This is a genomic window from Kribbella sp. NPDC051587, from assembly GCF_044453945.1.
GTDB lineage: Bacteria > Actinomycetota > Actinomycetes > Propionibacteriales > Kribbellaceae > Kribbella.
Genome location: NZ_JBITDE010000003.1, coordinates 483440 through 503851 on the forward strand (window position 1 = coordinate 483440; position 20412 = coordinate 503851).

Consider the following 20412-nt stretch of genomic DNA (forward strand, 5'->3'; position numbering starts at 1 on the left):
TCAATGCGTCCATCCAATGTTGGCTGGCTCACGTCCCCGGCGGTCCCGCGGCCCGGCCCGCGCGGCGGCCCGATCGTGCTGTGCAAGTTCTCTGCAACGGTTCCGCGTCGATGGTCGCCCTACCTCGCGGCCCGTAGTAACCTGCCGTGACTCGCCGTCAACGAGCGAGTGAATTTTGGGAGTGAGGAAACCAGGATTTCACCGTCACTTAGTGCGGTGATCACCGTTTGACAGGTATGACGCGCAGACACGAGGAAGCGGAGTGAGCGGAGCTGAGGCGCCGGACGCGGTCGACGGCCGTCGTCCGTTCTGGGTCGTTCCGCACGAGGTCCCCGCGATCGTTCCGCGGTCGTCGCGCTCGACCGAACCCCGCTGGGTCGGGGTGTACCGGTGGGCCGCCGTCGGTGGTGACTTCCTGGCCGCGATGCTCGGTGTCTTCGTCGCCCTGCTGGCCCGGTTCGGTTCCGGCGTCGGCAGTGGCTACCTGATCGTCAGTGCGTTGCTGCCGCTGGCGTGGGTCGCCGCGGTCGCCTTGTCCAAGGGCTACGACCCCCGGTACTTCGGAACCGGGCCGGACGAGTTCCGTTCGCTGCTGCGGTCCGGGGTCGGTCTCACCGCGGCCGTGGCGATGGCGTCGTACGTGACCAAGACTGAGATCGCGCGCGGCTTCGTCGTACTGGCGATTCCGGTGATGTGTGCGGCCGCGCTGTTCCTGCGGTACGCGCTCCGCAAGGACTTACACCGGCACCGCGTTCGAGGTCGTTGCATGCATCGGGTTCTTGTGGTCGGGCACAGTGGCCCGGCCGCAACCTTGTGTGAGCACCTCGAGAGTCGCCCGACCGACGGCTTCCGGGTCGTGGCGACCTGCCGGCCGCGCGACGAGAAGGACGCCGAAGGGCCTTTGCAGGCTGACGAACTGGACGAGGCGGACATCGTGGCCGCCGCCGACCGGCACGCTGTCGACGTCGTTGCCATCTCCACTGATCCGGAGTTGGTCGGGCACTCGCTGCGCCGGCTGTCCTGGGCGTTGGAGCAGCGTGGCATCGAGCTCATCGTCTCGCCGGGCATCATCGAGGTGGCCGGTCCGCGGATCTCGGTCCGGCCGGTCGCCGGCCTGTCGCTGCTGCATCTGGAGCGGCCGTCGGTCAGCGGTGGACCGCACCTGATCAAGGCCGTCTTCGACCGCGTCGTCGCGCTCGGCATGATCATCCTGCTGGCGCCGCTGCTGATCGGCCTGGCCCTCGCCGTTCGGCTGTCCAGCCCTGGGCCGGTGCTGTTCCGGCAGCAGCGCGTCGGCCGGGCCGGTGCCGAGTTCACGATGCTCAAGTTCCGCAGCATGTACTCCGACGCGGAGCAGCGGCTCGGCGACCTCTACGCGCTGAGCGACGGCAACGGCGTGATCTTCAAGATGCGCGACGATCCCCGGATGACCCCGCTCGGTCGCTGGATCCGGCGCTTCTCGCTCGACGAGCTGCCGCAGCTGTTCAACGTCGTCCGCGGTGAGATGTCGATGGTCGGCCCGCGCCCGCCGCTGTCCGAGGAGGTCGCCCTGTACGCCGCCGACGACTCCCGCCGGATGCTGGTCAAGCCCGGCATCACCGGCCTGTGGCAGGTCAGCGGCCGCAGCGACCTGTCCTGGGACGAGTCGGTCCGGCTGGACCTGCGCTACGTCGACAACTGGTCGATGACCCTTGATCTGCTGGTTCTCTGGAAGACCGTGCGTGCGGTGATCTACGGCGCGGGAGCGTACTGAGATGGATAAAGACGCGACCGTCTATGTGGCAGGCCATCGCGGCCTCGTCGGCTCGGCCATCTGGCGGCGGCTGGATGCGGCCGGGTTCACCCGGCTGATCGGTGCCTCGTCGTCCGAGCTGGACCTGCGGGATCGCGACGCGACGTTCGCTTTCTTCGCCGAGCACAAGCCAGACGTGGTGATCGATGCCGCCGCTCGGGTGGGTGGGATCCTCGCGAATCGGGATCACCCGACCGAGTTCCTGAGTGACAACCTGCGGATCCAGGTCAACCTGATGGACGCGGCGCTCGACGTACGAACGCCGCGGTTGCTGTTCCTCGGGTCGTCGTGCATCTACCCGAAGTACGCCGAGCAGCCGATTCGTGAGTCGAGTCTGCTGACCGGTGAGCTGGAACCGACCAATGACGCGTACGCGATCGCGAAGATCGCCGGCATCATGCAGGTGCAGGCGGTCCGGCGGCAGTACGGCCTGCGGTGGATCTCGGCGATGCCGACGAATCTGTACGGGCCGAACGACAACTTCGACCTGACCTCGTCGCATGTGTTGCCGGCGTTGATCCGCCGGTTCCACGACGCCAAGGCCGCGGGTGCGTCGGAGGTGGTGTTGTGGGGGACAGGGACTCCGCGCCGGGAGTTCCTGCACGTGGACGACCTGGCGGATGCGTGCCTGCATCTGCTGGAGCACTACGACGAGCCGGAGCCGATCAACGTCGGCGTCGGTGAAGACGTCACGATCCAGGAGCTGGCCGCTCTGGTTGCCCGGGTCGTCGGGTACGAAGGGGCCATCAGCAACGACTTGTCCAAGCCGGACGGGACGCCGCGCAAGCTGCTCGATGTGAGCCGGTTGCGGGCGTCGGGGTGGAAGCCGACCATCGACCTCTCCGACGGAGTGGCCGCCACCTACGCCTGGTACTTGGAGCACTCTGCGTGACACAGACACCGAAAAAGGCTTTCATCACTGGGATCACGGGGCAGGACGGGTCGTATCTCGCTGAGCTTTTGCTGGCCAAGGGCTACGAGGTGCACGGCCTGATCCGGCGGGCGTCGACGTTCAACACCAAGCGGATCGACCACCTGTACGAGGACCCGCACCAGAGCGATCAGCGGCTGTTCCTGCACTACGGGGATCTGACCGACGGGTCACGGCTGGTGACGCTGCTGGCCTCGATCCGGCCGGTCGAGGTGTACCACCTGGCGGCGCAGTCGCATGTGCGGGTGTCGTTCGACGAGCCCGAGTACACCGGTGACACGACCGGGATGGGGACGACGCGGCTGCTCGAGGCGATCCGGATGATCGGGCTGGACTGCCGGTTCTACCAGGCGTCGTCGTCGGAGATGTTCGGTGCGACGCCACCGCCGCAGAACGAGTCGACCCCGTTCTACCCGCGCTCGCCGTACGGGGCGGCGAAGCTGTACGGGTACTGGATGACGCGGAACTACCGCGAGGCCTACGAGATGTTCGCGGTGAACGGGATCCTGTTCAACCACGAGTCGCCGCGGCGCGGTGAGACGTTCGTGACGCGCAAGATCACCCGGGCGGTGGCCGCGATCAAGCTCGGCAAGCAGGACCGCCTGTACCTGGGCAACCTGTCGGCCTGCCGGGACTGGGGCTACGCCCCGGAGTACGTCGAGGGCATGTGGCGGATGCTGCAGGCCGACACTCCCGACGACTACGTGATCGCGACCGGTACGTCGTACTCGGTGCGAGACTTCGTCTCCTTGGCCTTCGACCACGTCGGGCTGGACTGGGAAGAGTACGTCGATCACGACTCCCGCTACGAACGGCCGACCGAGGTCGACTCGCTGATCGGCGACGCGTCCAAGGCCAACACCGAACTGGGCTGGAAGGCCCAGACCCACGTACCCGAGCTGGTCCGCATCATGGTCGACGCGGATCTGGCCCTGCTGACCCCGGAGGACGACCGATGACCGACCTGGAAGCCCCCGCGACCGCAGCGGATCGGGTCGACGTACTCGGCATCCATGTCAGCGTGACGAATCTCGACGACACGGTCGCGACGTTCGAGCGCTGGATCGACAACGGCGAACGGCAGCTGGTCTGCGTCACCGACATGAACGCGCTGCTACACGCGCGGGCGGATGAGCGGCTGACGGCGGTCTACAACACGGCCGGGCTCGTCGTACCGGACGGGATGCCGTTGGTCTGGGCCGGCAAGAAGGCCGGCTTCGAGCAGATGGATCGGGTGGCCGGGCCGGACCTGCTGGAGCGGGTGATGTCCGAGGCTGCGGATCGTGGCTGGACGCAGTACTTCTACGGCGGCGCGGAGGGCGTCGCCGACGAGCTGCGGATGACGTTCCAGGAACAGCACCCGGCGCTCAAGGTGATGGGGGTCGAGTGCCCGCCGTACCGGGCGCTGACCGAGGCCGAGGAGGCCGAGACGGTGGACCGGATGAACTCGGCGCAGCCGGACATCATCTGGGTCGGACTCGGTGCTCCGAAGCAGGAGCGCTGGATGGCTCAGCACCGCGAGCAGCTGAACGCGGCGATCCTCATCGGTGTCGGGGCTGCCTTCGACTTCCACACCGGCCGTCTGGACCGGGCACCGCTGTGGATGCAGCGTGCCGGGCTGGAGTGGAGCTATCGGTTGTACAAGGAGCCGCGGCGGCTCTGGAAGCGCTATCTGATCGGCATCCCGCGTTTCGTGTTCGGCATCCTGCGCCGCCCGCCGCGTGCTGTGTAACGTGCACGGGTGAGGATCCGGCGGCCGAAGCTCAGTCGACTCGCCGGACCCGCCGGTCGCGCCGGGTGGGGGTTGGCCGATCAGGCGCTGTCCAGCCTGAGCAATCTGGCGGTCGGTCTGGTCGTCGCACGCTCGAGCTCGGTCGCCGACTTCGGTGTCTACGCACTGGCCTTCGGCGGCTACACGATCGCGCTCAACGTCTCCCGGGCGGTCGCCACCGAGCCCCTGTCGGTCCGCCACTCCGGTGACCGCACCCCAGCGTGGGAACGTGCGGTGCGAGCCAGTACGGCGACCGCGGTCCTGATCGGGTTCCTCGGCCTCGTGGTCGCGCTGGCGATCGCTCTGTTCCCGGGGGTGCCCTCCAAGGGCGTCCTGATCGCCTTCGCGGTCACGATGCCTGGCCTCCTGCTACAGGATGCCTGGCGCTGGGCGTTCTTCGTGATCGGTGAGGGACAGAAGGCGTTCCTGAACGACCTGATCTGGCTGCTGGCCATGCTCGCGATCTTCGGCGGGCTCTACCTGACCGGCGCTGCCTCCGCGTTCTCGCTCACGTTGGCCTGGGGGCTCGGCGCGGTGATCGCCGCGGTGGCCGGACGTTTCCAGGCCGGCCTCGCTCCGCGCCGGCAGCTGATCCGGGAATGGGTACGTCAGAACTGGGACCTGACCCCGAAGTACGTCGGTGAGCTGCTCGCTGTCTCCGGCACGATCCAGGTCTACATGCTCGGGATCACCGCCGCGGCCGGCCTGGTCGCGACCGCGGGAATCCGGGGCGCCCAGGTCCTGCTCGGGCCGGTGAACGTGCTCAACCAGGGCATCCGGATGATCTCGGTCCCCGAAGCGACCCGAGCGCTGGCCCACTCCTACCGCCGGCTATGGCTGGTCGGTCTGGCCATCTCACTCGGTGTCGGGGCCGGCGCCTTCGCGTGGGGTGCCGTCTTCCTGCTGCTGCCACCAGCCGTCGGCCGGGAGCTGCTGGGTCCCGGGGTCTGGGCGCAGGCCCACGCCGTACTGGTTCCGGTCATCCTGCTCCAGGCACTCGGTGCCTCGAACGCGGGTGCCTTCGCCATCCTGCGGGCCTTGGCGGCCGCCTCCCGTGGTCTGGGCGTCCGGCTGGTGTCTTCGGTCGTCCTGATCGTCTGTGGCGTCGGAGGCGCCTATCTGGGCGGTCCCGAGGGCGCTGCCTGGGGGCTGGCCGGCGCATCCTTCTGCACTCTGCTGCTCTGGTGGTCCCAGGCCCGCCGAGCGATTACCGCCCACCGCCGGGCAGCAGGTCAGCGACCGCATCCGGCGTGACGGCCTTGCCGCGGATCTGCGCGGCCAGGGTGATCGTGATCGACGCGGCCGTCTTCCAGAGCCGGGACTCCGGCTGGTGGTGGCCGATCAGCAACGCGGCCAGGAACGCCGTACCGGCGAGGACTGTTCCGATCAGCTGGAGGGCTCGGCGCGTGCTGCGTGTCATACCCACAGCATCGCCGGACCGTGGCCCGCGGGGCATCCGCCGTCGGACTCAACTTCGCTGACGAAAGTAGTCCCTCGGTATGACACATGACCGAGCCCCCGGTCAGGTCGACCGGGGGCTCGGAGGTGCGGTGCCTACTACTTGACCGTGATGGTGGCGTAGCCACCGCGAACGGTGTTGTGCCCGTCGTAGACCTCGATGCGGTACATCTGTGAACCGACCGGTGCGGTCGGGTCGGTCAGCGTGACGGTCGGCCGGCTCCAGAAGGTCGAGTTCGCGGTCGTGGTGGCCACGACCGTGTTCGTCGACCCGCGCAGCAGCCGGTAGGTGAGCGTGACGTCGTCGTTGTCGAGTGACGTCTGCACGGTCGCCTTGACCTGCTTGGTCACGGCGTTGGACAGCGTCGGCAACGCCGGGCCGAGCGGTACGGCGCCGTTCCCGAGACCGGTGAACCGGGTCAGACCCTGCTGGCCGGCCCCGTTGACCGTGGTGAAGTCGCCACCCACCCACAGGTCGGTGCCACCGGTGGCCGAGACGAGCGGGCCCACCTGGGTCGGTGCGGCGGCGTTGGTGTTCGGGAACCAGGACCCGATCTTGCCGTCGGCCGGGTTCTGCAGCAGCAGGTAGTGGTTACCGTAGCCCTCCGGGAAGGACGGACCGGCGGTGGCGGCGCCGCAGTCGTGGGCGTGCGAGCCCTTGAACAGCCAGCCCTGCACCATCGTGATCGCCTCGGTGGCGCCCAGGCAGGTGTTCCGCCACTTCAGGTTGCCGGTGGCAACATCCGCGGCCCAGGTGCCGTCGAAGCAGCCGCCGCCGTCACCGGCGTTGGCGAAGTAGACCGTCGTACCGACCGTCTCGATGTCCTTGACCCGGCTCTTGCAGGTCGAGGTCGGGGCCGGTACGGCGGAGGCCGCGGACAACGGCAGGATCGCGCCGGTCGAGTTGTTCACGCTGGCCACGGCCCACCGGCTGGTGGTGCCGACCTTGGTGAACGTGCCGCCCAGGTAGACCTTGGAGTTGTCGTCGGCCGCGTCGATCGCGTACACGTCGGAGTCCAGGTTCGGGTTCCACGGCTGCAGGGTGCCGTCGACCGTGCTGATCGCTGCCGCCCGGTTGCGGGCGACGCCGTTCACCAGTCCGAACGAACCACCGAGGTACAGGCTGTTGCCGCCGATGGCGAGCGCCTTCACCCGGTAGGACACGCTGGGCTTGATGTTCGCGATCAGGGCGCCGGTGGTGCTGTCGAAGGCGGCCAGCCGGTTGCGGGTGACACCGTCGACCTTGGTGAAGTCACCGCCGACGTAGATCTTGGTGCCGTCGGCCGAGGCGACGATCGACCAGACGATGCCGTTCAGGACGTGGTTGAAGGTGGTGTCGAGCGCGCCGGTGGTCGCGTTGAACGCGGCCAGGTAGGTCCGGCTGGTCTGGCTGGCACCAGGTGCGGCGCCCGGCGGACGGACGTTCAGGAAGCGGCCACCGACGAACGCCTTGTTCTTGGCGACGGCCAGTCCGAGCACACTCGCGTCGGTCTGCCAGGCCGTGGCCGGCAGCGCGGTGAGCGGACCGGCGGTGGTGACAGCGGTTTGGGCCGGCTGCAGGGCGACCAGGAGCCCGGCGACGCCGAGACCTGCCGCGCTGAGCGCAGCAATCAGTTTCCTCACGTGGATGAACCCCCCTTGGGTTCACTGTAGATCGGGCCGCCCCGTGCGGCCTATGGGCAGATCGGGCAGAAGGAAGAGCGGGGACCGGCGGGCGGCCGGTGGGCGAAGACGAAGGGTCTGCCCGGTTGGGCAGACCCTTAGTTCTAGTGCACCTTCACGGATGCTGTCGAGCTTTTGACGGTGTTCCTGTCGTCGGTGACTTCAATTCGATATCCGACGGTCTGGCCGGACTTCACGCCCGTGTCGGTGACCGTGTAGGACTTCCGCGGATCCCAGTAGTACGAGTTGTACTTGTAGGAGCCGATCCGGGTGTTCCCGCGGAAGACGTTGTACGTCAGCGTGATGTTGTCGACGTCGTAGACATCGGTGAACCTGAGCGTGACCTTGGCCTTGCCGGCCGTCAGAGCCGGTGCCTTCGGTACGGCGGGGAACGCGCCGCCCGGTGCGCTGCTGAACCGGGTGAGCCCCTGCTGGGGTTTGCCGGCCACGTGCAGGAAGTCGCCACCGGCCCACAGGCCGGTGCTGTCCCCGGCGAAGGCCAGCGGACCGACCTTCGTGGTGCTGTTCTGGTCGGCGTCGGTGTTCGGGAACCAGGGGCCGATCTTGCCGTTGGCAACGCTCTGGGTGAGCAGGAAGTGCGTGCCGGTGCCGTCGCCGAACGAGCCGTCCTGGCTGCAGTCGTGGGCGTGCGAGCCCTTGTAGAGCCAGCCGTCGATGACCTTCAGCGCCTCGTTGGCGCCCAGGCACTTGCTCTGCCAGACCACCTTGCCGGTGGCCGAATCGGCGGCGAGGATCCCGTCGTAGCAGCCCTGCCCGTCACCGCCGTTGCCGACGAAGACCCGGTTGGCGGAGGTGGTGATCACCTTGACCCGGGTGGTGCAGTTCCAGTCCGGCTTCGGGATCAGCGCCGCGGCCGGCATCGAGAGGGCCGCGCCGGTGGTGCTGTTCACCATCGCGAGCGAGTAGTGGTCGCGGCTGTTGATCGTCTCGAACGGGCCGCCGACGAACACCCGGGTGCCGTCCGCGGACGTGGCAACGGCGTACACGTCGTCGTCGGCGTTCGGGTTCCACTTGAGCAGGGCACCCGTGCTCAGCGTGACAGCGCCGAGCCGGTTGCGGACCGTGGCGCCGATCTTGGTGAACGCACCGCCCAGGAAGACGCTGTTGCCGTAGATGGCCAGTGCCTTGACCCGGGCCGAGACCACCGGCGCCCAGGATGCGGCCAACTGGCCGGTGGCCACGCTGAACATGGCGATCTTGCTGCGCTTGACGCCGTTCACGGTGGTGAAGTCACCGCCGAGCACCACCCACTTGCCGTCCGGGCTGGTGGCGACGCTGTAGACGGCGCCGTTCAGCTTCGGGGCGAAGGTGGTCGGCGCGCCGGTGGTTTTGTTGAAGGCGGCAACATACGTGCGCACGGACTCCCGCACGCCCTTGGCCGCGCCCGGCGGGCGGATCCTGGTGAAGAGGCCACCGGCGTAGACGGTGTTGCCGGCGATCGCCAGCGCGTTCACGCTGCTGTTCGTCTGCCAGGCCGTCTGGCGCACGGCAGAGACCGCGGAGCCGAAGCCCTTCGAGGCGGCCTGAACCGGTGGGCCGGACGGGATCAGCGCCGCGGCGACAACGGCCGCGGCGGTGACTACGGCCAGAACTAGCTTCTTCATCAAGTTCCTTTGACTGGGCGGGGAGCATCAGTCATAGCGCATGATGACTTTGAGCGACAACTCCCCGACAGAATGCTCACCGTGCACTGTAGTGGCTCTGCACCTGCGAAGCGGTCAGGGCATACGGGTAAACCGCCGCCTCGTCGATCGCCAGTCCGGTCTGGGTGGCTCCGCCGCCGGTCCACGCGCTGGTGTTGTCGTACCCGATCCGCCACCAGCCGTAGTACAGGGACGCCGTACCGGTGCTGGTGCTGCCGGACAGGACGCCGTCGACGTACAGCTTGAGCAGGCCGTTGTCGAAGGTGCCCACCACGTGGTGCCACTGGTTGTCGTTCTTGCCCGACGGGCTGGTCACGGTCCGCTGGGCACCGTCGTTGACGCCGAACAGGATCGCTCCGGTCGACCGCATGTAGAGCATCCGGTCGCCGCCACCGGTGCTGTTGCCGGTCTTGGAGTTGCCGAAGCCGAGGATGCGGCCGCCGCGCGTCGAGCTCTGCTTGACCCAGGCCTCGACCGTGAACTGCTGCGGCATGCTGTACGCCTTCTCGCCGACCATCCGGCCAGTGCTCGAGCTGGTCGTGGCCGCCGTGTTCCCGGCGATCGCACCGGCCGCGCCGAGCGTCATACCGGTGAAGGTGCCGTTGTTGCTCTGGCCGGACGCGTCGACCGAGGTCGTCGTACCGGCTGGTTCGCCGAGCCGCCAGTACGCCTGCGGGCCGTCGGAGCTGACGATCTGGTCGTACGCCGTGGACTTCGCCGCAGCCACCGTCACCGGGTCGGAGTAGTTGCCGCGCAGCGTCGTACTGCCGTCGGTGACCTCGACTCGGTAGTTCGTCGACTCGCCGGGCGTGACGTTGGTGTCGGTGTAGTGCAGCCAGGGCCGATCCCAGGGCGTCGACTTGGCGGTCCAGGTCGCGATGGTCGTGTTGCTGAAGCCCTTGAGCAGCCGGTAGGTCAGCGTGCTGTCGTCGTTGTCGACCACGGTCGGGAAGTGGATCTGCACGGTGCCCGGCTCGACGCTGTACGGCGTCAGTTTCGCCGGCTTGGCGGGTGCCGCACCGGGGCTCGCGTTGGTGAAGCGGGTCAGGCCCTGCTGGGCGACGCCGTTGGTGATGGTGAAGTCGCCACCGGCCCACAGGTCGCTTCCGCCGGTCGCGAAGGCCAGCGGGCCGACCTCGGTGGGCGGGCCGGCGTTGGTGTTCGGGAACCACGGACCGAGTGATCCGTCGCTGAGCTTCTCGCTCAGCAGGAAGCGGTAACCGAAGCCCTGCGGGAAGCCGCCGGCGCCCTGGTTCGCGCAGTCGTGGGCGTGCGAGCCCTTGTAGAGCCAGCCGTTGACGACCTTGACCGCCTCGGTCGCGCCGAGACACTGGTTCTTCCACTTCAACGCGTTGGTGGCGATGTCGACGGCCCAGGTGCCGTCGAAGCAGCCGCCGCCGTCACCGCCGTTCCCGAAGTAGACGGTGTCCCCACTGGCGTCGATCGTCTTGACGCGGGTCGTGCAGCTGCCGTTCGGCGGCGGTACGGCGGATGCTCCGGGGAACGGCAGGACGGCACCGGTCACCGGGTCGAGGCTGACCGCGGTGTTCTGGCTGGTGCCGTTGACCTGGCTGAACTGACCTCCGGCGTACACCTTCGAGCCGTCGTCGGCGGCATCGACGGCGTACACGTCGCCGTTGACGTTCGGCGCGAACGGCAGCAGGGCGCCGGTGTCGGCGGTCACCGCGGCGAGGCGCGGCCGGTCCTGGCCGTTCACCAGGCCGAACGAGCCGCCGAAGTACACGGTGTTCCCGGAGACGGCGATCGTCTTGACCCGGTAGGAGACGCTCGGCTTCCAGCTCGCGACCAGGGTGCCGGTCGCGGTGTCGAAGGCGGCGATCCGGTTCCGGGTGACGCCGTCGACCGTCGTGAAGTCACCGCCGACGAAGATCCGCGAGCCGTCGGCGGACGCGGCGACGGCGTACACCTGATCGTTGAGGACCGGCGCGAACGAGGCGGCCAGCTCACCGGTGCTCTGGTCGAAGGCGGCCAGGTAGGCCTGGGCGACCTCGCTGGTCCCGACGGCGGCGCCCGGCGGGCGGACGCTGGTGAACCGGCCTCCGGCATACGCCTTGCCGCCCGCGACGGCCAGGCCCTGCACGCTGCCGTTGGTCTGCCAGACCGGGCTGTCGGTGGCCGCGAGCGACGTCTCGGCGCTCTGCGCGCTCGGTGCGAGAACCAGCGATCCGGCGACCAGAGCGGCGGCGGTCGCGGACGTGACGAACCATCTCTTCATGCTGTGATGTCCCCCCTAGGACATTGACGGTCTTCCACTTGCCCCCGAAGACCTGGGGAAGAGAGTAGCGCCTCGGGTCTGGCACACTGCGAGACCGACTCGCCACGCCTTGCCGTCGTGGCTATCCTGAGGCGCTGGTCGACGGAATGAGGTTGGGATGGAACCGGGCACTGTGGTCTGGCGGGAAACCGCTCAGTCACTGCTACGGCAGAAGTGGCTGATTCTGGCCTGTGTCGTGCTCGGTCTGGTGGGTGCGTCGGTGTTCGCGCTGTCCCAGACCCCGCGCTGGACGGCCTCCAGCCAGCTCGTCATCGGTCCGGCGGTGCCACCCGCCCTGGTCGGCAAGCTGCCCAGCAGCACCGACAAGACCGGGCCGCTGGGCATGGACCTGCCCGCCGAGACGCAGGCGCGGGTGATGGCCAGTCCGCGGCTCCTGCGCGGGGTCGCGCAGTCGCTCGGGATGTCGACCACCGACGAGACCATCCAGGCGCTCGCCTCGGTGACCCGGGTGAAGGCGGTCACCGACAACGCGTACCTGGTGACGACCGACGGCCCGACCTCGTCCCAGGCCGTGCAGCGGGCGAACGCGATCGCGACCATCTACCTGAAGCAGCGCAACGACGCGGCCAAGGTGCTGCTGACCACGCTGGCCAGCCAGGCGCAGGACCGGGCGAAGACCGCGACCACGCAGTCCAAGTCGCTGGTCAGCCAGATCGACGAGGCCGTCCAGCGTGGTGACACCCAGACCGCGAGCCAGCTGCGCGACCAGCGGGTCGGTCTGGCCACAGAGGCCCGGCAGGCCGCCGACGACGCGGCGGCGATGCGCAAGGCGCTGACCGCTGTCGGCGCCGGAAGCGAGCTGGTTACCCCGGCCACGACCGATACTGCTTCCTCGTCGCCGATGGTGGCGCGGGACATCCTGGTCGGCGGCATCCTCGGACTGGTGCTCGGGCTGGGTCTGGCGCTGCTGCGGACACATCTGACGCCGTACATCCTGACCCGTGACCAGGCGGCGCGGGCGTCGAGCTCGCCGGTGATCGCAGCCTCCGAAGGGAACCGGCGGCGGATCTGGCACCGGTCGGCGCCGGAGCTCCCGCAGTACGAAATCACCGCGCTGGGCGCCGAGGCGAGCGGTGCGCTGGCCCGCCGCGAGCTGAACCCACGCGCCTTCGCCAGCGGCGGACCCGGGGCCCTGCTGGTCGTCTCCGCCTCGCCGAGCCCGAACGCGGCCGGTATCGCCCTGGCCATGGCCGAGGCGAACGCCCGCGACGGCCGCGAGACCCTGCTCGTGCTGGCCGACGTCGAAGGGACGCCGGTCCTGCCGCACGTGACCGGGCACGAGGGCCTGACCGACCTGGTCCTGGAGCCGGCCGCCACCCGTGCGGTCCGGGCCCGCAAGCTCTTCCGGCCCGGCCCGGTCTCCGACCTCTACGTGCTGCCGCCGGGGATGAACCACGAGGAGACCGCTTCAGCCGTCGGCCCGTCCCTCGTCCCCGGTATCGTCGCCGACCTTCCGCCGGGCTACTCGGTCGTCATCCACGGCCCGGCTGCCGTGGGCAGGCACGGCATCTCGCCGTTGGCGGCCGCGGTGGACGCGTCCGTCCTCGTCGTCCAGGTCGGGCACGACAAGGAGATGGACGTCGCCCGGCTCACGGGCGCTCTGCACTATGCCGGCGCGCCGGTCCTCGGCGTCGTACTGATCGGTGCCTCCGACCACGACGAGACGCTCGGCATCCCGCTCAACTACTCGCCTGCGGAGTCTGCAACCCCGCACGTGCGCTGACCTTGGCCAGACAACCAGCGGCGGAGCTGTTCCGGTCCGGCGCGGAGTACCGGATCGGACGGGGCTGGGGGCCACGCCGGGACCGGCTGGCCCAAGCGGTCCCGGGCACGGTCGAGACGCCGTCGGAGAAGCCGGCCTGGTTCTGGCTGATGCTGTGGTGCCTGTTCGTGCTCGGCGTCCAGCCTTGGTCCTCCCGGGTCGCCGCACCGCAGGGCACGACCGGCTCCACCAACAGCGTGATGAAGGGCCTGCTGCTCGGCGCGCTCTTCCTGATCGCGATGGCCGCGACCAAACCCGGCTTCCGGACCCGGGTCAACCCGACCGCAAGCCTGTACGTCGGCTACGTGCTGTTCGCGACCGCGACGGCGTTCCTGCTGGCCGAGCCGATGGGCCCGCTCACCCGGCTGGCCCGCTTCCTGATCGGCCTGGTGCTGGTCTTCCTGCTCTGGCGCCCCCTCGTGCAGGTGCCGGAGCGCCTGATCCGCGCGCACCTCTGGGCCCACATCCTGCTCGCGATCACGGTGGTCGCCAGCCTCGCGTACGCACCCAGCCTGGCCTGGCGTCCGCTCAGCTCGCTCGGGACCGGCTCCCGGCTGCAGGGCGTCATCATCCCGATGCTGCCGCCCCGCGTCGGCGAGGTCGGCGCGATCATGCTCGGACTGGCCCTGATCGGCTACCTGTGCCGCAAGCTGTCCTTGCTGTCCGCGGCCGCCCTGATCGGCCTGGGCGGGATCCTGGTCGCGGCCAGCCGGACGCGCACCTCGGCCGCGGCCGTCGCCTTCGGGCTGGTGCTGGCCTTGCTGCTCACCCGGAAGAGCTGGTTCGGCCGGCTCGCGACCCTCGGCGTACCGGCGTTGCTCGGGGTCGCCTTCCTGACCATCGGCTCGCTGCACACCTGGCTCCTGCGCGGCCAGGGGACGCGACAGATCAGCTCGCTCAGCGGCCGCACCACCAGCTGGCAGGCGGTTCTCGACGAGAAGGTCTCGGTCCAGACCGCGCTGATCGGCCACGGGCTCGGCAACAAGCGGATCCTGCTCCGCCGCGGCGAGGGCGACATCGACGTGATGGCGATCGACAACAGCTGGCTCGGCCTCTACTGGGAGACCGGCCTGATCGCCGTCGTCATCGTCGCCCTGGCCCTGCTGCTGGCCTGGATCTCCGTGCTGCGGGCCCCGACGCCGTACGTGCGCGCCTGTGGTGCCCTGCTGCTCGGCTACGTCACCGCCGCCTCGCTGAACGAGAGCGGCCTGTCCGACCTCTCCTCGATGACCGTCCACCTGCTGGTGGCCGCCGCCATCTGCGACGCCGACCGAATACGGCGTCGAAGACTGAGTATGGCTTAGCTGCTGACCGAGTCCTGGTCGAAGCCCGCTTCCTGCCACTGCGGCCAGGTGAGCGACTTCCCGCGGTACCCGAAGCGGGTACTGCTGGGCAGCTGGTAGCTGTTGCGGCGGAACGTGACAGCGCCCGACTGGGTGGGGGAGTCCTTGTTCTCGACCACGCCAGTACTGGCGTCCGGGCCGCCGAGCACGATCAGATTCCCTTCGACGACCACATCACTGAGCACATAGCGGCCGCGTGGTCCGTCGCCACGGGTCCGGGACTGGATCGAGATGCCATTGCGGTTGTCCTTGACCAGGTTGCCGCGGACCTGGACGCCGGCCGACGTGTTGACGTTGATCCCGCCGCCGTCCCAGAGGCTGCCGCCCGAGCCACGGCCGGTGCCGAAGCCGTTGCCTTCGACAACGTTCTGGTCGATCACGCCGTTGTAGCTGATCTCGTAGCGGATGCCGTCGGCGGCGTTCCGGGTGATCCGGTTCGCGCTGATCCGCCGGTCGTACTCGGCGATGTCGCTCCAGATCCCGACGCCGCGGTTGGCGACCACGTCGTTCCCGGAGATCTCGCCGGACGAGCGCGTCGACTTGATCCCGCCGGACTCCCAGTCGGCGATCCAGAAGCCGTCGGTGTTGTTGCGGGTGACCAGGTTCGCGGTGATCCGGACGCCGGCCGACTGGTACTGGCCGAGGCCGAGCTGCCCGTTGTCGGCGATCGTGTTCCGGCTGACCTGGGCGCCGTCGGCCTCGATCAGCATCACCCCGACCGCGTGGTTCCAGCGCACCTCGTTGCCGGTCACGTGCCAGCCGGGACCGGCCTCCAGCGCACCGCCTTGCGCACGGGACGCGAAGTGTTCGATCGTCAGCCCGGTCACGGTGACCCGCTGCGCGCCGCCGGCGAACGCCGTCGTCGTCCGCGACAGCTCGGCGGCGCGGCCGGCCGGATCGGTGGCGACGTACACGGCGTTGGTGGCGTAGTCGGCGAAGAACGTGCGCGGCTTGAGCTCCGCCAGACTCATCACCCGGGTCAGGTGCACACCGGCGACGAACAGTTGCTCGCCGAGCTGGCACGGGTTCGTGCGGTTGTCCTCGCACTGGCCCTTGAGCTGGTACGCCGCCGGCAGCACGCCGCGCACCACCCAGTTCGAACCCTCCCGGGCCCATCCGGTCAGCGGCACCGACCCGGTCAGCACCGCGCCGGAACCACCACCGAAGGTGTCTCCGTCGTGCGGTTTGATCGGCCGGCTGATCCGATGCACCCCGGGCGCGAAGCAGTACGTCGTACCGGCCGGGCTGCTGTCGATGACGCCCTGCGGATCCGCGCCGACCGCGATCGCGGTCCCGCGACACGGAGCCGCCGTACTGGGGCCGGTCGGGCCGAGGACCGCTGCCGCTGCAGCCGGCGGTCCGGTCGGCACCGTCACGGTCGGGTCAGCCGGTTTCGGTCCACCACTGTCGGTGCACCCGGCCAGCAGCAGCCCGACCACGACCGCCGTACCGATCCCAACCCCGCGCCTCATCCATGTCCCTTCCAGGCCCCCGCCGTACAAGATCTGGTGGAGACTACCGCTAGCCCAGGTACGTGTCCCGGGCGAGGTTGTAGGCGAGGTCCTGCGCGACCTGGAAGGCATCCTCCTCGTCGAGGCGATGCTGCGTAACCAGGTCGGCCAGATAGCCGGCGTCGATGCGGCGGGCGAGGTCGTGCCGGGCCGGGATCGACAGGTACGCGCGGGTGTCGTCGACGAAGCCTGAGGTGTTGTAGAAGCCGGCGGTCTCGGTCACCAGCTCGCGGAACCGCCGCATCCCACCAGGGCTGTCGAGGAACCACCACGGCGCCCCGAGCCGCACGGCCGGGTACACGCCGGCCAGCGGCGCGAGCTCCCGCGAGTACGTCGTTTCGTCGACCGTGAAGAGCACGATCCGGAAGCCGTCCGCGTGCCCGAACCGCTCGAGCAGCGGCCGCAACGACCGGGTGAACTCGGTCGTCACGGGGATGTCGTGTCCCTGGTCCGGCCCGTACGTCGCGTGGATCGCCGGATCGTGATCCCGCAACACCCCTGGGTGCAGCTGCATGACCAGTCCGTCCTCCGCCGACATCACTGCCGACTGGAACAGCATGTGTCCGGCGAACGCAGCCGCGTCCTCTGCCGACGCCTGAGCCTTCAGCGCCTCGGCGTAGATCCGCTCCGCCTCGCCGTCGGTCAGCGGTGTTGTGGACGCGCTGAAGTGCCCGTGGTCGGTCGCTCGGGCTCCCGCCTGCACGAACACCTGCCGCCGCTTCCGGATCGCCTCGAGATAACCGCCGTACGTCGAGGTGTCGACCTCGGCGAGCTGTCCGAGCTGCTCGATCAAGAATCTCCAGCCGGGGCGATCGACGTGCACTACGGCGTCGGGGCGGAAGGTCGGGATCACTCGGCCTGGAAGCTCGGCGTGGACCTGTGCGTGCTGAGCCAGGTCGTCGGTCGCGGCGTCGGTGGTCGAGAGCAACTCGATGTTGAACCGGTCGAGCAGCGCTCGCGGCCGGAAGCCGGGCTCCGCGATCCGCGCGGAGATCTGGTCATACAGCTCGTCAGCTGTCTCGGGTGATGGGTGCACGGTCAGGCCGAGTACCTCGGCGAACTCGTGCTCCAGCCAGTACCGGCTCGGGGTTCCACGGAAGAGATGCCAATGCGCGCAGAACTCGCGCCAGACCTCTCGCGGATCGGCGGTCCGGTCGCCGTTGCGGCGTGCCAGGCCGAGTCGGTCGGGGGAGACGCCCTGCGAGACGAGCATCCGAGTGACGTAGTGGTCCGGGATCACCAGCAGCTCGGCCGGGTTGCCGAACGGCGCATCGGCCGCGAACAACCCGATGTCGACGTGCCCGTGCAGACAGAGCAGCGGCAGGTCCTTCGTCGACGCATGGATCCGCCGCGCGAGATCGCGGGACTCTCCGGGCGGCAGGGCGCGATCGGGATGGGGCTGCAGGGCCTTGGGCATGTGGGCCTCCGGTGGTGATCGACTGCGGCGAACACTGAAAAGGATTGCAGTCGTTCCTTTGTTAGGCAAATAGTGCATCGCTCGGCGTAGTTTGACACTCTTCTGAAACAAGTTGCAGACTGATTCGCAGCCAGACCGGAGGAGGTGACGATGCCCGCGACGATCCGTGACGTGGCCCGGCTTGCCGGCGTCTCGCCGTCCACCGTGTCCCGCGCGCTCTCGATGCCGGAGATGGTGAACGAGGTGACCCGGGCCCGGGTGGCCACGGCCGTCGATCAGCTCCGCTATCAGCCGAACCGGGCGGCCCGCGGCCTGATCACCGGCCGCACCGGAAACGTCGGGCTCGTCGTCCCCGATCTCGCCAACCCCTTCTTCGCCAGCATCGCCAAGGGAGTCCAGGCCCGCGCTCGGCGGGACGATGTCGCGGTCTTCGTAGCCGACACCGACGAGGAGCCCGCTGTCGAGGCCGGGCTGTTCCGGGCTTTGTCCAAGCAGGTCGACGGGCTGATCCTGTGCTCGCCCCGCTCGGGCCCCGACGACCTCACTGCGATCGCCGCGGATACGAACGTCGTACTGGTCAACCGGCGAGTGCGCGGGATCGCCGGAATCACCTTCGACGACGAAGACGCGATGCGTCAGGCGATGGCACACCTGGTCGCGCTCGGGCACCGCCGGATCGCGTGGGTCGGTGGTCCGGAGGCGTCCTGGTCGAACCAGCATCGCGAGCTCGGTCTGCGGACCGCCGCCGAAGCCCGCCAGGTCGAGCTGATCGCGGTCGGAAACTTCGCGCCGACCTACGAGGGAGGCGTCGCGGCCGCGGACCAAGTGGTCGCGACCGCTGCGACCGCGGTGGTGACCTACAACGACCTGATCGCGATCGGCCTGCTGACCCGGCTGCACGCGCGCGGCATCTCGGTGCCGGACGACCTCAGCGTGCTCGGTGTCGACGACATCGAGATGTCCCGGATGGCGATCCCGGCGCTCAGCACGATCCGCCTGCCGAAGCAGCGCGCCGGCCAGATCGCCGTCGAGGTCCTGCTCAGTCTGATCAGCAGGCCCGAGTCCGAGCCACCGATCCTTCGCGAGAACGCACTGACCGGTGAGCTGATCGTGCGCAACTCGACCGGCCCTGCACCGTCCGTCCAAGGTTGAAAGAGGTCGTCCCCGTGAACAGGTTGAGCCTTGCCCACCTGCCCGTTGCGCCAGCCGTCGATCCGCGGTCGCTGTCGGTCGGTGTTGTCCACCTCGGTCTCGGCGCCTTCCACCGCGCGCACCAGGCCGTGATCACCGAACGCGCGGCCGCGCAGACCGGTGACACCCGCTGGGGCATCAGCGGCGTCAGCCAGCGTTCTGCCACCGTCCGCGAGCAACTGCAACCACAGGACGGCCTGTACGCCGTTCTCGAGCGTGGCAACGGGGACCCGACGGTCCAGGTGATCGGGAGTATCCGTGAGGTGCTCACCGCCCCGGAGGACCCCGAGGCCGTGGTCGCGCGGATCGCCGATCCAGCAGTGTCGGTCGTGACGTTGACGGTGACCGAGAAGGGCTACCGCGCCAAGAGCGGTGCCCTCGACCTCGACGACCCGGAGATCCAGGCCGACCTCACCGGTCGCCCGCCGCGGACCGTCGTCGGCCAGTTGGCCGCCGCGCTGGCTCGCCGGGAGTCGCCGCTCACGATCGTGTCCTGCGACAACCTGGTTGCCAATGGCCCGTTCCTGCGCCGGCTCGTCGCGGAGTACTTCGATGCGCTCGGCAAGGTACCTGACGTGTTCGAGGCGTCCCGCTTCCCGGCCAGCATGGTGGACCGCATCGTGCCCGCGACCACGGACGCGGATCGAGACGAGGCGGCCCGGCTCCTCGGCGTACGGGATGAAGCGGTTGTCGTCGCGGAACCGTTCCTGCAGTGGGTGATCGAGGACGACTTCGCTGGAGAGCGTCCCGCCTGGGAGCAGGGCGGCGCTGTGCTCACCACGGACGTGGCGCCTTGGGAGCAGGCGAAACTCCGCATCCTGAACGCCACGCACTCGATGCTCGCGTACCTGGGAGCGTTGCGTGGCTACGAGACGATCGCCGAGGCGGTACGCGACGAGGAGCTGGCGCGGTTGGCCCATGCGCTGATCACCGACGACGTCATCCCGACCCTCACGCCGCCGGACGGCCTCGACCTGGCGTCGTACGGCGACTCAGTGCTCGAGCGTTTCGCCAACCCAGCCCTCAAGCACCGCACAGCCCAGGTCGCGATGGACGGCTCAGTGAAACTCCCGGTCCGCCTCCTGGGCACCGTCGAGGACCGCCTGGCCGCCGGCGCCGAACCCACGACGCTAGCCCTGGCCGTCGCCGCCTGGATGGTCTACGTCGACACCGCCCCCACCCTCGACGACCCCCAGGCCCCCCTCCTCACCGCAGCCCTGGACGGCGCCCAAACCCCCACCGCCATAGTCGACAGCCTGCTAGCCCTCAACTCCGTCTTCCCCCCACCCCTCCAGAACTCGCCCCCCTTCCGCAACCTCCTCATCCACCACGTAACCACCCTCCGCTAACCACCACCCACGCCACCCCTCCACCCTTGCGTCCGAAGGACCCGCGCACGTGGTCGGCGTGCTTTCGGACGCTAAGGGTGCTGACCACGATCGGAACCCGGTTTGCGGTAGTTCGCTGCTGCCATTCGGCAGTACTCCGCTGATCCTCCCGACGTGCATCGCCCCGGACTGCTCCGCCAACGTCCGAAGGACCCGCGCACGTGGTCGGCGTGCTTTCGGACGCTAAGGGTGCTGACCACGATCGGAACCCGGTTTGCGGTAGTTC

The 20412-nt window shown here is 69.0% G+C and carries 15 protein-coding genes; 9 read left to right on the forward strand and 6 right to left on the reverse strand.

Going from position 1 to position 20412, the window contains the following annotated elements:
• The first annotated feature begins 262 nt into the window (after positions 1–262).
• The 5 genes from ACIA49_RS14470 to ACIA49_RS14490 are packed head-to-tail and all read left to right on the forward strand — an operon-like array spanning position 263 to position 5748.
• The gene (locus ACIA49_RS14470; RefSeq protein ID WP_396377616.1) at positions 263–1753 is read left to right on the forward strand and encodes a sugar transferase; all 1491 of its coding nucleotides are present in this window, start codon (positions 263–265) and stop codon (positions 1751–1753) included.
• A 1-nt stretch (position 1754) separates the two neighbouring features.
• Positions 1755–2684, forward strand: coding sequence for a GDP-L-fucose synthase family protein (locus ACIA49_RS14475; protein WP_396377617.1), 930 nt, complete (start codon positions 1755–1757; stop codon positions 2682–2684).
• Positions 2681–3682 carry a GDP-mannose 4,6-dehydratase gene (gene gmd, locus ACIA49_RS14480; RefSeq protein ID WP_396377618.1) on the forward strand — a complete coding sequence of 334 codons (1002 nt, stop codon included), beginning with the start codon at positions 2681–2683 and terminating at the stop codon, positions 3680–3682. The genes ACIA49_RS14475 and gmd overlap by 4 nt, the downstream gene beginning before the upstream one ends.
• The gene (locus tag ACIA49_RS14485) at positions 3679–4455 is read left to right on the forward strand and encodes a WecB/TagA/CpsF family glycosyltransferase (RefSeq protein ID WP_396377619.1); all 777 of its coding nucleotides are present in this window, start codon (positions 3679–3681) and stop codon (positions 4453–4455) included. The genes gmd and ACIA49_RS14485 overlap by 4 nt, the downstream gene beginning before the upstream one ends.
• 9 nt (positions 4456–4464) lie before the next feature.
• Positions 4465–5748 (forward strand): hypothetical protein, encoded by a 1284-nt coding sequence (locus tag ACIA49_RS14490; protein WP_396377620.1) that lies wholly within the window; start codon positions 4465–4467, stop codon positions 5746–5748.
• Here the strand turns inward: ACIA49_RS14490 and ACIA49_RS14495 are convergent.
• From ACIA49_RS14495 to ACIA49_RS14510, 4 genes are all read right to left on the reverse strand, one after another.
• Positions 5702–5914 carry a hypothetical protein gene (locus tag ACIA49_RS14495; protein ID WP_396377621.1) on the reverse strand — a complete coding sequence of 71 codons (213 nt, stop codon included), beginning with the start codon at positions 5912–5914 and terminating at the stop codon, positions 5702–5704. The genes ACIA49_RS14490 and ACIA49_RS14495 overlap by 47 nt on opposite strands.
• 137 nt (positions 5915–6051) lie before the next feature.
• A complete protein-coding gene (locus ACIA49_RS14500; RefSeq protein WP_396377622.1) occupies positions 6052–7575 on the reverse strand; it encodes a fibronectin type III domain-containing protein in 1524 nt (507 codons plus the stop codon).
• A gap of 143 nt (positions 7576–7718) precedes the next feature.
• A complete protein-coding gene (locus tag ACIA49_RS14505) occupies positions 7719–9239 on the reverse strand; it encodes a fibronectin type III domain-containing protein (RefSeq protein ID WP_396377623.1) in 1521 nt (506 codons plus the stop codon).
• 76 nt (positions 9240–9315) lie between these two features.
• Positions 9316–11514 carry a LamG-like jellyroll fold domain-containing protein gene (locus ACIA49_RS14510; RefSeq protein ID WP_396377624.1) on the reverse strand — a complete coding sequence of 733 codons (2199 nt, stop codon included), beginning with the start codon at positions 11512–11514 and terminating at the stop codon, positions 9316–9318.
• Positions 11515–11671: 157 nt separating this feature from the next.
• Between ACIA49_RS14510 and ACIA49_RS14515 the strand changes: the two genes are divergently transcribed.
• Positions 11672–13297, forward strand: a complete 1626-nt coding sequence (locus tag ACIA49_RS14515) for a Wzz/FepE/Etk N-terminal domain-containing protein (RefSeq protein WP_396377625.1) — start codon at positions 11672–11674, stop codon at positions 13295–13297.
• A 2-nt stretch (positions 13298–13299) separates the two neighbouring features.
• On the forward strand, positions 13300–14640 hold the full coding sequence (locus tag ACIA49_RS14520) for an O-antigen ligase family protein (protein WP_396377626.1): 1341 nt from the start codon (positions 13300–13302) through the stop codon (positions 14638–14640).
• On the opposite strand, the gene ACIA49_RS14525 is transcribed toward ACIA49_RS14520, so the two are convergent.
• The gene (locus ACIA49_RS14525; protein ID WP_396377627.1) at positions 14637–16151 is read right to left on the reverse strand and encodes a right-handed parallel beta-helix repeat-containing protein; all 1515 of its coding nucleotides are present in this window, start codon (positions 16149–16151) and stop codon (positions 14637–14639) included. The two genes, ACIA49_RS14520 and ACIA49_RS14525, sit on opposite strands and share 4 nt — an antisense overlap.
• A gap of 49 nt (positions 16152–16200) precedes the next feature.
• Positions 16201–17607 (reverse strand): glucuronate isomerase, encoded by a 1407-nt coding sequence (gene uxaC, locus ACIA49_RS14530; protein WP_396377628.1) that lies wholly within the window; start codon positions 17605–17607, stop codon positions 16201–16203.
• Between the two features lie 150 nt (positions 17608–17757).
• On the opposite strand from uxaC, the gene ACIA49_RS14535 reads away from it, so the two are divergent.
• Both ACIA49_RS14535 and ACIA49_RS14540 read left to right on the forward strand, forming a co-directional pair.
• Entirely contained in the window at positions 17758–18759 is a 1002-nt protein-coding gene (locus ACIA49_RS14535; protein WP_396377629.1) for a LacI family DNA-binding transcriptional regulator, read from the forward strand.
• Between the two features lie 14 nt (positions 18760–18773).
• Positions 18774–20147: a mannitol dehydrogenase family protein gene (locus ACIA49_RS14540; RefSeq protein ID WP_396377630.1), complete on the forward strand. Its 1374-nt coding sequence runs from the start codon at positions 18774–18776 to the stop codon at positions 20145–20147.
• Positions 20148–20412 lie beyond the last annotated feature (265 nt).